We start from the raw sequence: 12,213 nt of genomic DNA, 5'->3' as shown, positions 1-12,213 counted from the left end.
CGATGTTGTTGCTGGCAGCGGTGATCGAGCCCATGAAACAGCGATGAGCCCTGGTCATGTGAAATCAAAAGCTGGGAGGGGGATCGATGCTGGTGCTGGCAGCGGTGATCGAGCCCATGAAACAACGCTGAGCCTTGGTCATGTGAAATCAAAAGGTGGGAGGGCGCTTCGATGTTGTTGCTGACAGCGGTGATCGAGCCCATGAAACAACGCTGAGCCTTGGTCATGTGAAATCAAAAGGTGGGAGGGGGCTTGCCCCCGATAGCGGTGTATCAGAAGCAAAAATGCAGACTGACACTCCGCAATCGGGGGCAAGCCCTGCCACAGTAAAGCGGTGTTAATCAGCGCTGAACTTGAACACCGTATGTTGGGTGTAGGTCTGCCCAGGGTTCAAGCGGGTCGAGGCAAACTTGGGCTGGTTCGGCGCATCGGGAAAGTGTTGGGTCTCCAGGGTAAAACCACTCCAGTGCAGGTACGTCTTGCCGGCTTTGCCCTTCACCGAACCGTCGAGGAAGTTGCTGGTGTAGAACTGCACGCCCGGTTCGCTGGTGTAGAGCTGCAAGCGCCGACCGGATTCGGGGTCGTGGATTTCGGCAGCCAGTTGCTTGACGTCGCCTTGGGTGTCCAGGGCCCAGTTGAAGTCAAAGCCGCCTTGTTTCGGCTCGGCAAACTTGAGCTGCGGATGGTCTTCTTTGATGTGCTGACCGATAGGCGTCGGCTTGAGGAAATCCATCGGCGTGCCCTTGACCGGCGCCAGTTCACCGGTCGGAATCAACGTAGCATTCACCGGGGTGTAGTGGCTGGCGTGCAAGGTCGCGACCTGCTTGAGGATATCGCCATTGCCCGCGCCCGCGAGGTTGAAGTAGCTGTGGTTGGTGAGGTTGAGCACCGTCGGTTTGTCGGTGCTGGCTTTGTAGTCGATGTGCAGTTCGTTCTTGTCGTTAAGGCGGTAGGTGACCTCGGTGGTCAGGTTGCCAGGGAAGCCCATCTCACCGTCCTTGGACAGGTAACTCAGCTTCAAGCCGACCGAATCTTTGTCCTTGACCGGCTCGGCTTTCCACACCTGCTTGTCGAAGCCCTGGGCGCCGCCATGCAGCGAGTTGGGGCCGTCGTTGAGGGGCACTTGGTAGCGCTTGCCGTCCAGTTCGAAAGCACCGCCGGCCAAGCGATTGCCGAAGCGTCCGATGGTGGCGCCGAAAAACGCGGTACCGCTCTGATAGCCTTGCACGTCGTCGAAGCCCAGCACCACGTCGTCGACCTTGCCATGCTTGTCCGGCACTTTGAGCGACTGCAGCACGCCGCCGTAGGTGATCACTGTGGCTTGCATGCCGTGGCTGTTGCGCAGGATGTACTGTTCGACCGGCGTGCCGTCGTTGGTTTTACCGAAGGGTTTGTGCTCGCTGGACAAGCCGGCCGCCTGAACGCCGCCGCTGGCGATCAGCATCGACAGCGCCAGGCCGGAGAGCAGGTATCGAGGGTGCTTCATGATCGAACTTCCTTTTGTTGTTTTGAGTGGAATAGTTCTACTAATAGCGATATTTTGTCGTTATGACAGCGAATTTATAGCCTTTAACCGTCGTTTCGTAAAATAAAATAAGACTAATTAAGCGAGGCATCACTGTATGAGTACTGAGCACGCCGTTTACCCCGACCTCAAGGGCAAGACTGTATTGGTGTCTGGGGGCGCCTCCGGGATCGGCGAATTCATGGTTCGCGCGTTTGCCGCCCAGGGCGCCAAGGTTGGTTTTGTGGATCGCGCGCAAAGCCAGGGCGAACGCCTGGCGGCGCTGTTGAGTTCACGCGGGGACGCGGTGGAGTTTGTCTGCTGCGACATCACCGACGAGATCGCCTACAAGGCCGCCATCGGGCGCTTCGAACAGTCCCTCGGCCCGATCACCGTGTTGGTCAACAACGCCGCCAACGATGTGCGTCACACCCTGGAAGAAGTTGACTCGGACACCTTCGACCGGCTTATCGCGGTCAACCTCAAGCATGCGTTTTTTGCGGCCAAGGCTGTGGTGCCAATGATGAAAAATGCCGGCAGCGGCTCGATTATCAACCTGGGTTCGGTGGGTTGGATGATGGCCTCCGCCGGCTACCCGGTGTACGCCGCTAGCAAAGCTGCCGCCCACGGCATGACCCGTGCCCTGGCCCGCGAGCTGGGCCCGGACCGCATCCGCGTCAACACTCTGGTGCCGGGCTGGGTGATGACCGAAAAACAGCTGGCCATGTGGGTCGATGACGCCGCCAAGGACCTGATCGCGCGCAGCCAGTGCCTGCCCGGCAGCGTACTGCCGGAACATATCGCCAATATGGCGCTATTCCTGGCCTCCGACGCGTCGGCGATGTGTTCGGCGCAGAACTTTATCGTTGATGGCGGCTGGGTCTGAGCCGAACACTGCAGTTCAAACAACCCAGATCAATGTGGGAGGGGGCTTGCCCCCGATGAGGGTGGGTCAGCTAATGCATCAGTGACTGACCCACTGCCATCGGGGGCCAGCCCCTTCTCACATTTGAACTGCGGCGCTTAGGCGATCGGGTAACGCTTGAACGCCGGATGCTGCTCCAGCCGCTCGGCATGCCGTTGCAGGTTGGGAAACGCATCGGCCTGGACCACCGAGGCTACCGTGAACTGACTGAACGACCATGCAACGGCCGCTGTAATCGACGCCTGGGTCAGCGCTTCGCTGTCGCCCAACTGTTTGTCCAGCAACCCATAGGCCGCGAGCAACTGCCCACTGACGCGTTCGAGCCACGGCGCGTGCAGCTTCTCGGCCGGGCGCAAGTTGTGCTCATAAACGATCTGCACGCTTTTCTCACAAGCTGCCAGGGCCAAGCCAAGGCTGTGCAGGTCGCGGGCAAGTGCGCCAGGCTGCTGGGGCAACAACTTCCTGTCAGCCGGGGCCAGGGTTTCGAGGTACTCCAGGATCAGGCTGGAGTCCATCAACACCGTGCCATCGTCCAGCACCAGGGTCGGGGCCTTGACCACCGGATTGATCTGCGCAAATTCGTCGAAGGTGCGGAACACGGACAAGGGCTCATGCACAAAATCCACCCCGTACAGATCCAGAGAAATGGCGACGCGGCGTACGTAGGGCGAGTCGAGCATACCGATCAGTTTCATGAAGCCTCCATTGCTGTCAGGGTGATGGGTTTGGAGATTAAGGTTCCTCGGTCGCCCCGCGCAATGCTTGCATGGCTCAGTCGGTCGACGAGCATGTCTTATGCCGGGCTTCTGAAACCTTGGCGGCTGGCGCCCGGCGGTTGCCCGGTGATGCGTTTATAGGCGCGACTGAAAGCGGCCTGTGAGGTATACCCCAGGCGGTACGCCACCTCTTCGATGGGCAGGCGCTCCAAGGTCAACCATTGACTGGCCAGGCGCATGCGCAGTTCGGTTACGTAACGCAGCGGTGGCACCCCCAGGGTGGCTTGGAAACGGTCCGCGAACACCGAGCGCGAGGTATGACAGTGCGCCGCCAGCTCGGCCACGCTCCAGTCGCGGCCCGGTTGCTGGTGCAGGGCGAGCAGGGCGCCCGCCAGGCGGTTGTCGCGCAAGGCGGCTGCCAGGCCCGACGCATTGGCGCACGCACATTCGACCCAGCCGCGCACGATCATCGCTGCCACTACATCGGCCAGACGCGCCAGGATGCCGGCATAGCCGATGCGGGCGCTGGAAACTTCGCGCTCCATCACTGCCAGGATCGGCATCAGGCCGGGGTAACGCTGGCCGCCGGCGTCGATCAGCATCAAGGCCGGCATCAGGTTGCCCAGGCCCTGGATGCTGTCGAGTTCGAACTCCATGCAGGCGCTGAACAGCAGGTTATTGGCAGGCTCATCGGGCGAGGCGTTGACGGCACACACGGTATCGCCCAGCGACGCTGCGTTGAAGCTGGCGATGTCCTGCACGGGGGCATCCGGTTGGGATGACAGCGCATGCGCGCCACCGTGGGCGATAAACACCGCATTTCCCGCCGACAGTTCAAAGAGGCTGCCGTCCTCCATACGCAAGGTCGCGCAGCCGGCGGCCAGGAAATGGAAATACGCGTGACCCGGTTTAGCCGCAAAGCCGATACCGAACACCGGCCCGGCCTGGATGCGCCGGTATTGCACGCCGCGCAGGCGCATGCTGCGCAGCAGTTCGTTGATCAGTTCGGAAGACAGCGTGAACGCGGTGTCGGTTGGCATCGGGGTTTTGGTCAAAAAGTTAAGGGTTTGAATCATAGATCATCCAGATGGCGATACCTAGACTGATCGTCTCGCTAAAGCCTGAGGATGTCTTGTGATGAATGATTGTGTGTCCCACGCCCCTGTCAATTGCGGGGTTGAACCGAGCACTCCGGCCTGGATGGCGGTGTTTTCCCTGGCGATGGGGGTGTTCGGCCTGCTCACGGCCGAATACCTGCCGGCCAGCCTGCTGACGCCGATGGCCCTGGATTTGGGCGTGTCGGAAGCATTGGCCGGCCAAGCGGTCACGGTCACGGCGGTGGTGGCTTTGTTCGCCGGGTTACTGGTGCCCGGCCTGACGCGCGGCATCGACCGGCGCCTGGTGCTGTTGGGGTTCTCCACGCTGATGATTGCGTCCAACCTGCTGGTGGCTTTCTCGTCCAGCCTGGTGGTGCTGTTGTTGATGCGCATCCTGCTGGGTATTGCCCTCGGCGGGTTCTGGAGCATGGCGGCGGCCGTGGCGATGCGCCTGGTGCCGGCCGCGTCGCTGCCGCGCGCCCTGTCGATCATCTTCAGCGGCATTGCCGTGGGCACCGTCGTCGCCGTTCCGCTGGGCAGCTATCTTGGCGGTCTGTATGGCTGGCGCAGCGCATTTATCGCGGCTGCGGCTGTGGGGGTGGTCACCCTGGCGTTCCAGTTCATCACGCTGCCACGCCTGGCCCCCAATGGCACGGCGCGCTTGCGCACCGTGTTGGAGGTGCTGTTGCGCCCGGGCATTGCCATCGGCATGTTCGGCTGTGTTCTTGTGCATACCGCACATTTTGCGCTGTTCACCTATATCCGACCGTTTCTGGAAAGCACCACGGGCGTCGGGACCCAGGGCCTGGCGCTGATGTTGCTGGGGTTCGGCGCGGCGAATTTCGTCGGTACGCTGCTGGCCGGCGGGTTGCTGGTACGTAACCCGCGCGGCACGTTGGTGCTGATGCCGGTATTGGTGGGGGTTGCGGCGTTGGCCCTGGTGTTGCTGCCCGCGTCATTGCCTGGTCAAGCGATGCTGCTGGCGCTGTGGGGGATGGCCTTCGGTGGTGTGCCAGTGGCGTGGTCGAACTGGGTGGCCCGTGCGGTTCCCGATCAGGCGGAAAGTGCCGGTGGCATGGTGGTGGCGTCGGTGCAATCGGCAATCGCGGCGGGCGCCGCTGGCGGGGGCGCAATGTTCAGTGTCACGGGTATCGGCGGCGTATTTCTGGGCGCGGGTATTTTGATGTTACTGGCCGCATTGTTGATCGCACTGCGTGTGCGGGTGCCCGTGCATAACGCGCAGGGGAGTGTGACGCACCCCCGGTCTTTGGTTTAGTCTGACGCGCTCAGTTGATAGCCAATGCCTCTGGAGCCGTAAGCATGACCGACTACGTACCCCCTAAAGTCTGGACCTGGGACACCGAAAGCGGCGGCACCTTCGCCAGTATCAATCGGCCGATTGCCGGCGCGACCCATGACAAGGCACTGCCGGTGGGCAAGCACCCGCTGCAGTTGTATTCCCTGGCCACGCCCAATGGGCAGAAGGTCACCATCCTGCTGGAAGAGTTGCTGGCCCTGGGGCACAGCGGCGCGGAATACGACGCCTGGCTGATCAAGATCGGTGACGGCGATCAGTTCGGCAGTGGCTTTGTCGAGGTCAACCCCAATTCCAAGATCCCGGCGCTGATGGACCACAGCGGCCCTGAGCCCATTCGCGTGTTTGAGTCCGGCGCGATCCTGCAGTACCTGGCCGAGAAATTCGGCGCGTTCTTTCCCACTGAGCCTGCGGCGCGGGCTGAATGCCTGTCGTGGTTGTTCTGGCAGATGGGCAGCGCGCCGTACCTGGGCGGTGGCTTCGGGCATTTCTATGCCTATGCGCCGAGCAAGATGGAGTACCCGATCAACCGTTTCGCCATGGAAACCAAGCGTCAACTGGACGTGCTCGACAAGCGCCTGGCGGTGAGCGAGTACATCGCCGGCGATCAATACACCATCGCCGATATCGCCATTTGGCCTTGGTATGGCGGGTTGGTGAAAGGTCGTCTGTATGAGGCAGCGGAGTTTCTGTCGGTGCATGAATACAAACATGTGCTGCGTTGGGCGGACGCCATTGATGCGCGGCCGGCGGTGCAACGTGGGCGGCGGGTGAATCGGGTCTCGGGCGATGCACAATTGCCCGAGCGCCATGACGCGAGTGATCTGGACTGAAGGCCAACACGGTAGGAGGGCAAGCCGCTCCTACCGTTACAGGGGCCAGGACCTGAGCAGCCACGAAAGGCATGCCATCGTCACCGCTCTCAAAAGCACCGGCGGCAACATCCGCCTGACCGCCCGGCGACTGAACGTGTCCCGGGGCGGTCTGTACAACAAGATGAGTCGGTTCGGGCTGAATGCTGCAGATTTTTGCGGTGCATAAATGTGGGAGGGGGCTTGCCCCCGATGGCCGTAGGTACCTGCACAACGTTGGCTCAACGCTAAAAGCGCGGCGGATAGGGCTGTCGTGGTGAGCGGGCTTGTCCCGCGCTGGGCTGCGCAGCAGCCCCAAAACCAGCCTCTACAGAGTGTCTGATACACCGCGATCTTCTTGACTGGGGCTGCTGCGCAGCCCAGCGCGGGACAAGCCCGCTCGCCACAGGGAGATTTGTCAGGGTCTGAAAGGTTGCGTAGATACCCTTGCCCCGATAGCGGAGTGTCAGTTGACATCTACTTAGCTGATCCACCGCCATCGGGGGCTTGCCCCCTCCCACATAAGATTTATGCCGGGTTGAGACGGGTGTTATATCAACTCAGCAGCCCGGTGCTGACGGCCACAATCAGGAACACCCCCAGCAGCGCGCGGTAGATCACGAAGGGCCAGGTGGAGAACCGCTCCAGGAATTTCATCAGGCCCCAGATCGCGAAGAAGGCCGAGACACTGGCCACCACCAGCCCGAACAGCAAATGCGGCCAGGCATGGGCAGGCAGCTCGGCGTGCAGTAGCACCCACAACTCTTTCAACCCCGCCAGGGCGATGGCCGGCAGGCCCAGCAGGAAGGAAAAGCGCGCGGCTTCTTCGCGTTTGAAGTTGAGGAACAGCGCCGCAGTGAGGGTCGAGCCGGAACGCGATACGCCCGGAATCAACGCGCCAATCTGCGCGACACCGACGATCAGCGCATCCCGCAGGCGCATCTGGCTGACCTCACGGGTATGCCGGGCTCGCAGCTCGGCCGCCGCCAGTAGCACCGCCATCACCACACAGGAAATCCCGATCACCATCAGTCCGCGCAGCGGCGAGTTGCAGGTGTTCAGGGTCGAGGACAACGCCAACCCGGCGATGCAGATCGGCACCGTCGCCAGCACAATCGCCACCGCCAGCTTGAACCACGGGCTGTCGTAGTCGCCCTGGCGTACTGCACCGATGCTGCCGCTGACCACCTGGCGCACATCGCGCCAGAAGTAGCTGACCACCGCCGCCAGCGCCGCCAACTGCATGGCGGCGGAGAACGCCGAGCCGGGGTCTTGCCAGCCGAGCAGGGCGGGTACTACGCGCATATGGGCCGTGGAGGACACCGGCAGCAGCTCGGTAATGCCCTGGATCACGCCCAGGATGAAAATCTGCAAGTAATCCAGAGAGGCGAAGCCTACATCCAGGCCGGCGGTACAGACGTTGGTCAAAGTGCGTGTCCTTGAAAAAGTGGCGAACCGGCGAAGTCTATTCGAAATGTTTCAAGAATTTGGCCGAGTCCATGGCTAACTGTGATCCGTTCAGCCAGCAGAAAGGTTCGCCGCGCGCTTGGCCCCTGCCGGGGTTTTGTGAACAATGGCGCCCTGTTTTTTTCTGACTGAGCGCCCTATGCCTGAAACCACCGTGGAATTGATCCAGACCGGCCCCGAAGAGGCCGAGCTGATCCGCAATCTCTACCAGTACTACGCCTACGAGTCGTCGGACTGGGAGCAGGAAGATGTCGAGGCCGATGGCCGTTTTTACATTCACGACGAACACTTGGCCCGCTATTGGCAAGACCCGCGTTGGAGCGCCAACCTGCTGTTGGTGGACGGCTATATCGCCGGCTTCCTGCTGATCGAAGACAGCGAGCTGCCCGGCATCGACGCGCTGGAGCTGGCTGACCTGTTTATTCTCAAGCGCTACCGCCGCAAAGGCATCGGCCGCGCCATTGCCAACCAGGTGCTCTGCAGCGGCCAGACAAATTGGCTGGTGCGCTTTTATGATCAGGATGAAGTGTCACAGGCGTTCTGGCGCACGGTGCTGGATAACCTGCCACGCCCAGTGCAGATGCTTGAGCTGGATGACGACCCGCAACTGCTGAGCTTTTTGATTACCCGAGCGGCGCTGCATTAAACGCCTGTTGCATCGCCTGGGGCGGCTGGCCGAACGCCCGTAGAAACGCCTGGCGCATGCGCTCGCGATCACCGAAACCGGTCTCGCGGGCCACCACTTCCACCGGGTGCCGGCTGGTTTCCATCAGCGCCCGCGCGGCTTCCACCCGCAGGGCTTCGATGGCCTTGGCCGGGGTTTGCCCGGTTTCCTCGCGGAACACTCGGCTGAACTGGCGCGGGCTCAACCGCGCCACATCGGCCAATGCCTCCACGGAGAGGTCATGGGTCAGGTTCTCGCGGGCGTAGGCCAGGGCCAACTGCACGCGGTCGGATTTGGGGTCCAGTTCCAGCAGCGCCGACAGTTGCGACTGCTCGCTGCCACGGCGCTGGGCGATCACCAGTTTGCGTGCGATGCGCCGGGCGAGGTCGCTGCCCAAGTCGTTTTCCACCATGGCCAAGGCCATGTCGACGCCAGCGCTCATGCCGGCGCCGGTCCAGACCTGGCCGTCCACCACAAACAGTTTGTCGTCTTCCAGGCGGATGTCCGGGTAGCGCTTGCGAAAGGCCGGCGCGTGAATCCAGTGGGTGGTGGTGCGCTTGCCCGCCAGCAGGCCGGCCTCGGCCAGCACGAAGATGCCCATGCACAGCGAGGCCACGCGCCGTGATTGCGCGGACGCGGCCTTGACCATGTCCAGCAGGTTGGCTTCCGGCAGGCGGAATTCCAGATAACCGCTGACGATCAGCGTGTCGTAGCCCTGGGGGCGAATCGGCGAGGTGTTCACCGAAAAGCCCTGGGACGTCATCACCGCGCCGCCGCTTTCCGATACCAAGTGAAACTCATAGGCCGGCTCGCCGCGCAGCAGGTTCGCGCACTCGAACACCGAACCCAGGCTGAGGCTCAGGGACTGGAAGTTCGGGTAGACCATCAGCGCAACGCTGTGCATCGTCATTCTCCAAGGGGCGCGTGAGGGGAGATTGTCGGCGTGTACCGGGTAAACGGCAACTGGCTTGGATGGCATGTCCGGAATCCTTGCGGATCTGACATTGTGGGCATCCGGCCTGCCTCCTACCATGGCCCCACGCACTAGACGACTGGTCTAATCGGCAGGAGTGAAGCATGAGCAACCCCAGTAAAGACGCACGCCAGACGATTCTGCAAACCGCGCAAGCGATTGTCGGGCGCAAGGGTTTTTCCGCGGTTGGGCTGACCGAAATCCTGCAGGCCGCCGATGTGCCCAAAGGCTCGTTCTATCACTACTTCGATTCCAAGGACGCGTTCGGCGTGGTGTTGCTCGACACCTACTTCGACCATTACGTACTGGGCATGCAGCAACTGTTCGATCAGCCGGGGCTGAGCCAGCACGCCAAATTGATGCGTTATTGGCAAGCCTGGATCGACAACCAGACCGGCTGCACCGATGCGGGCAAATGCCTTGCCGTCAAACTCGGTGCCGAGGTGTCAGACCTTTCAGAGCCGATGCGTCTGGCGTTGCAACGCGGTACGTCGCGCACCATCGATTTACTAGGGGTGGCGCTGCAACGTGGCATCGACGACGGCTCCCTCAGCTTTACGCAGCACCCGCAGCACCTGGCCCAGCGTCTTTATGCGTTGTGGTTGGGCAGCAGCGTCATGAGCAAAATCACCCGTACATCGGCGCCGTTCGACGCGGCGCTCGGGTTGACCCAGCACCTGTTGGGCGGCCCCGAACACACTGACATTCACACCGATCGAGGCACTGGAAAATGAAAGTATTAATGGTACTGACCTCTCACGACCAGCTCGGCGATACCGGGCGCAAGACTGGCTTCTGGCTCGAAGAGTTTGCCGCGCCGTATTACGTGTTCAAGGACGCCGGCGCCGAGCTGGTGCTGGCATCCCCAGCCGGTGGCCAGCCGCCGCTGGACCCGGTCAGCGATGCACCGGATGCGCAAACCGAACAGACCCGCCGTTTCGCCGCCGACCCGGCCGCGCAACAGGCGCTGGCCAATACGGTCAAGCTGGATTCGGTGAACGCCGCCGATTTCGACACGGTGTTCTACCCAGGCGGCCACGGCCCGTTGTGGGACCTGGCGGAGTCGCCGACCTCCATCGCACTGATCGAGGCCTTCGAGCGCGCCGGCAAGCCCATCGGATTCGTCTGCCACGCACCGGGGGCGTTGCGCCACGTCAAGGCGGTCAATGGCGAGCCGCTGGTCAAGGGCCGTCGCGTCACCGGTTTCTCCAACTCCGAAGAAGCTGCCGTGGGCCTGACCGAAGTGGTGCCGTTCTTGATTGAAGATGAGTTCAAGAAGCTCGGCGGCCACTACCAGAAGGGCGCCGACTGGTCGTCCTTCGTGCTTGAGGACGGGCTGTTGATCACCGGCCAGAACCCGGCCAGCTCTGCCGATGTGGCCAAGGCCCTGCTGAAACTCACCGCTTAAGTTAACCCCCCTGCGCTGTATTCATTGGCGACTCCAACGAGTCGCCAATGCTTTTGTTCGCCTCGAATTTGGAATAACGCAATGACTGACAGTCTCTTGAACACCCCGGTAAAACTCGGGCATCACACCTTGAACAACCGCGTCGTGCTGCCGCCCCTGACCCGCCAGCGCAGCGCGCAACCGGGCGACATCCCCACCGCGCTGATGGCCGAGTATTACCGCCAGCGTGCCAGCGCCGGCTTTATGGTCAGCGAAGGCACCCAGATCGAACCGCGCGGCCAGGGGTATGCCTGGACGCCGGGTATCTACTCACCGGCCCAGATCGATGGCTGGCGCAAAGTCACCGATGCGGTGCACGCCGACGGCGGGGTGATCTTTGCCCAGCTCTGGCATGTGGGCCGCGTATCCCATAACGCCTTGCAACCGGACGGTGCGGCACCGGTGGCACCCTCCGCGCTCCCGGCCTTGCAGGCCAAAGCCTTTATCCAGACCGGCCCGGGCGTCGGCGAGCTGAAGCAACCGCCGGTGCCGCGCGCCTTGAGCACGCTGGAAATCGAAGAATTAGTCGCGCAGTACGCCCAAGCGGCCCGCAATGCGCTGGACGCCGGCTTCGACGGCGTGGAGATCCACTCGGCCAACGGTTACCTGGTCAACCAGTTCATCTCGGCCCATTCCAACACCCGCGACGACCAATACGGCGGATCGCTGCACAATCGCCTGCGCTTCCTGCGCGAGATTGTCGAAGCGGTGTGCAAAGTGGTCGGCCCGGAACGCCTGGGCGTGCGTTTTTCGCCGCTGTTCAGCGGCACCGATCAGGACCGCGTGTACATCGGCCTGGTAGAAGAAGATCCCCATCACACCTACATCGAAGCGATCAAGGTGCTGGAAGAATCGGGGATTGCCTATGTGTCCATCGCCGAAGCCGACTGGGACAACGCGCCGGACCTGCCCGACAGCTTCCGCGAAGCGGTACGCAGCACCTTCAGCGGCCGCATCATCTACGCCGGGCGCTACACCGCCGAACGCGGCGAGCGTCTGGTGCAGGCGGGGTTGGCGGATTTGATCGCGTTCGGACGGCCTTTTATCGCCAACCCGGACCTGCCCCAGCGCCTGTTCAATGGCTGGCCGTTGAATCCGCTGCGGGAAGAGGGGATGTACGGTGGCGGTGAGGCGGGCTATATCGACTACCCCACCTACCTCAGATAATCACGCGGACAATGTGGGAGGGGGCTTGCCCCCGATAGCGGTAGGACAGTCACAGCATCATTGACTGACCCACCTCTATCGGGGGCA

12 protein-coding genes and 1 pseudogene are annotated in these 12,213 nt (G+C 62.1%); 8 read left to right on the top strand and 5 right to left on the bottom strand.

Translation table 11 applies throughout. The annotated features are described in order from the left end of the window. Nucleotides 1-337: 337 nt before the first annotated feature. Nucleotides 338-1,486: an aldose epimerase family protein gene (locus K1567_RS05420; protein ID WP_220698228.1), complete on the bottom strand. Its 1,149-nt coding sequence runs from the start codon at nt 1,484-1,486 to the stop codon at nt 338-340. A gap of 136 nt (nt 1,487-1,622) precedes the next feature. On the opposite strand from K1567_RS05420, the gene K1567_RS05415 reads away from it, so the two are divergent. Continuing rightward, the gene (locus K1567_RS05415) at nt 1,623-2,390 is read left to right on the top strand and encodes an SDR family NAD(P)-dependent oxidoreductase (RefSeq protein ID WP_040267950.1); all 768 of its coding nucleotides are present in this window, start codon (nt 1,623-1,625) and stop codon (nt 2,388-2,390) included. Nucleotides 2,391-2,527: 137 nt separating this feature from the next. On the opposite strand, the gene K1567_RS05410 is transcribed toward K1567_RS05415, so the two are convergent. Both K1567_RS05410 and K1567_RS05405 read right to left on the bottom strand, forming a co-directional pair. Then, complete coding sequence (locus K1567_RS05410) at nt 2,528-3,124, bottom strand: glutathione S-transferase family protein (RefSeq protein WP_220698227.1); 597 nt, start codon at nt 3,122-3,124, stop codon at nt 2,528-2,530. A gap of 98 nt (nt 3,125-3,222) precedes the next feature. Beyond that, the gene (locus K1567_RS05405; protein WP_220699023.1) at nt 3,223-4,185 is read right to left on the bottom strand and encodes an AraC family transcriptional regulator; all 963 of its coding nucleotides are present in this window, start codon (nt 4,183-4,185) and stop codon (nt 3,223-3,225) included. A gap of 97 nt (nt 4,186-4,282) precedes the next feature. On the opposite strand from K1567_RS05405, the gene K1567_RS05400 reads away from it, so the two are divergent. From K1567_RS05400 to K1567_RS05390, 3 genes and pseudogenes are all read left to right on the top strand, one after another. Further along, a complete protein-coding gene (locus K1567_RS05400; RefSeq protein WP_167418637.1) occupies nt 4,283-5,518 on the top strand; it encodes an MFS transporter in 1,236 nt (411 codons plus the stop codon). 44 nt (nt 5,519-5,562) lie between these two features. Further along, nucleotides 5,563-6,390 carry a glutathione-dependent disulfide-bond oxidoreductase gene (gene yghU / locus K1567_RS05395; protein WP_034096894.1) on the top strand — a complete coding sequence of 276 codons (828 nt, stop codon included), beginning with the start codon at nt 5,563-5,565 and terminating at the stop codon, nt 6,388-6,390. 46 nt (nt 6,391-6,436) lie between these two features. Then, a pseudogene (locus K1567_RS05390) lies at nt 6,437-6,598 on the top strand (helix-turn-helix domain-containing protein); the annotation flags it as partial. A 365-nt stretch (nt 6,599-6,963) separates the two neighbouring features. Here the strand turns inward: K1567_RS05390 and K1567_RS05385 are convergent. Next, nucleotides 6,964-7,836 carry an undecaprenyl-diphosphate phosphatase gene (locus K1567_RS05385; RefSeq protein WP_034096895.1) on the bottom strand — a complete coding sequence of 291 codons (873 nt, stop codon included), beginning with the start codon at nt 7,834-7,836 and terminating at the stop codon, nt 6,964-6,966. Between the two features lie 178 nt (nt 7,837-8,014). On the opposite strand from K1567_RS05385, the gene K1567_RS05380 reads away from it, so the two are divergent. Next, nucleotides 8,015-8,521: a GNAT family N-acetyltransferase gene (locus K1567_RS05380; protein WP_034096896.1), complete on the top strand. Its 507-nt coding sequence runs from the start codon at nt 8,015-8,017 to the stop codon at nt 8,519-8,521. Here K1567_RS05380 and K1567_RS05375 read toward each other — a convergent pair. Next, nucleotides 8,499-9,443, bottom strand: coding sequence for a GlxA family transcriptional regulator (locus tag K1567_RS05375; RefSeq protein ID WP_034096897.1), 945 nt, complete (start codon nt 9,441-9,443; stop codon nt 8,499-8,501). The genes K1567_RS05380 and K1567_RS05375 overlap by 23 nt on opposite strands. A 173-nt stretch (nt 9,444-9,616) precedes the next feature. Between K1567_RS05375 and K1567_RS05370 the strand changes: the two genes are divergently transcribed. The 3 genes from K1567_RS05370 (at nt 9,617) to K1567_RS05360 (ending at nt 12,126) form a co-directional block, all read left to right on the top strand. Then, nucleotides 9,617-10,246, top strand: coding sequence for a TetR/AcrR family transcriptional regulator (locus tag K1567_RS05370; RefSeq protein WP_034096898.1), 630 nt, complete (start codon nt 9,617-9,619; stop codon nt 10,244-10,246). Beyond that, the gene (locus K1567_RS05365) at nt 10,243-10,920 is read left to right on the top strand and encodes a type 1 glutamine amidotransferase domain-containing protein (RefSeq protein WP_034096899.1); all 678 of its coding nucleotides are present in this window, start codon (nt 10,243-10,245) and stop codon (nt 10,918-10,920) included. The genes K1567_RS05370 and K1567_RS05365 overlap by 4 nt, the downstream gene beginning before the upstream one ends. An 81-nt stretch (nt 10,921-11,001) precedes the next feature. Beyond that, a complete protein-coding gene (locus K1567_RS05360; protein ID WP_040267957.1) occupies nt 11,002-12,126 on the top strand; it encodes an alkene reductase in 1,125 nt (374 codons plus the stop codon). Nucleotides 12,127-12,213 lie beyond the last annotated feature (87 nt).

Origin of the sequence: Pseudomonas sp. S5F11 (assembly GCF_019641515.1) — a bacterium.
GTDB lineage: Bacteria > Pseudomonadota > Gammaproteobacteria > Pseudomonadales > Pseudomonadaceae > Aquipseudomonas > Aquipseudomonas rhodesiae.
This window is presented reverse-complemented; position numbering and strand designations above follow the sequence as displayed.

Bases quoted from the DNA above. Each gene is read 5' to 3' on its own strand.
- K1567_RS05420 (WP_220698228.1), bottom strand. From the start codon at position 1,486: ATGAAGCACCCTCGATACCTGCTCTCCGGCCTGGCGCTGTCGATGCTG.
- K1567_RS05415 (WP_040267950.1), top strand. From the start codon at position 1,623: ATGAGTACTGAGCACGCCGTTTACCCCGACCTCAAGGGCAAGACTGTA.
- K1567_RS05410 (WP_220698227.1), bottom strand. From the start codon at position 3,124: ATGAAACTGATCGGTATGCTCGACTCGCCCTACGTACGCCGCGTCGCC.
- K1567_RS05405 (WP_220699023.1), bottom strand. From the start codon at position 4,185: ATGCCAACCGACACCGCGTTCACGCTGTCTTCCGAACTGATCAACGAA.
- K1567_RS05400 (WP_167418637.1), top strand. From the start codon at position 4,283: ATGAATGATTGTGTGTCCCACGCCCCTGTCAATTGCGGGGTTGAACCG.
- yghU (WP_034096894.1), top strand. From the start codon at position 5,563: ATGACCGACTACGTACCCCCTAAAGTCTGGACCTGGGACACCGAAAGC.
- K1567_RS05380 (WP_034096896.1), top strand. From the start codon at position 8,015: ATGCCTGAAACCACCGTGGAATTGATCCAGACCGGCCCCGAAGAGGCC.
- K1567_RS05375 (WP_034096897.1), bottom strand. From the start codon at position 9,443: ATGCACAGCGTTGCGCTGATGGTCTACCCGAACTTCCAGTCCCTGAGC.
- K1567_RS05370 (WP_034096898.1), top strand. From the start codon at position 9,617: ATGAGCAACCCCAGTAAAGACGCACGCCAGACGATTCTGCAAACCGCG.
- K1567_RS05365 (WP_034096899.1), top strand. From the start codon at position 10,243: ATGAAAGTATTAATGGTACTGACCTCTCACGACCAGCTCGGCGATACC.
- K1567_RS05360 (WP_040267957.1), top strand. From the start codon at position 11,002: ATGACTGACAGTCTCTTGAACACCCCGGTAAAACTCGGGCATCACACC.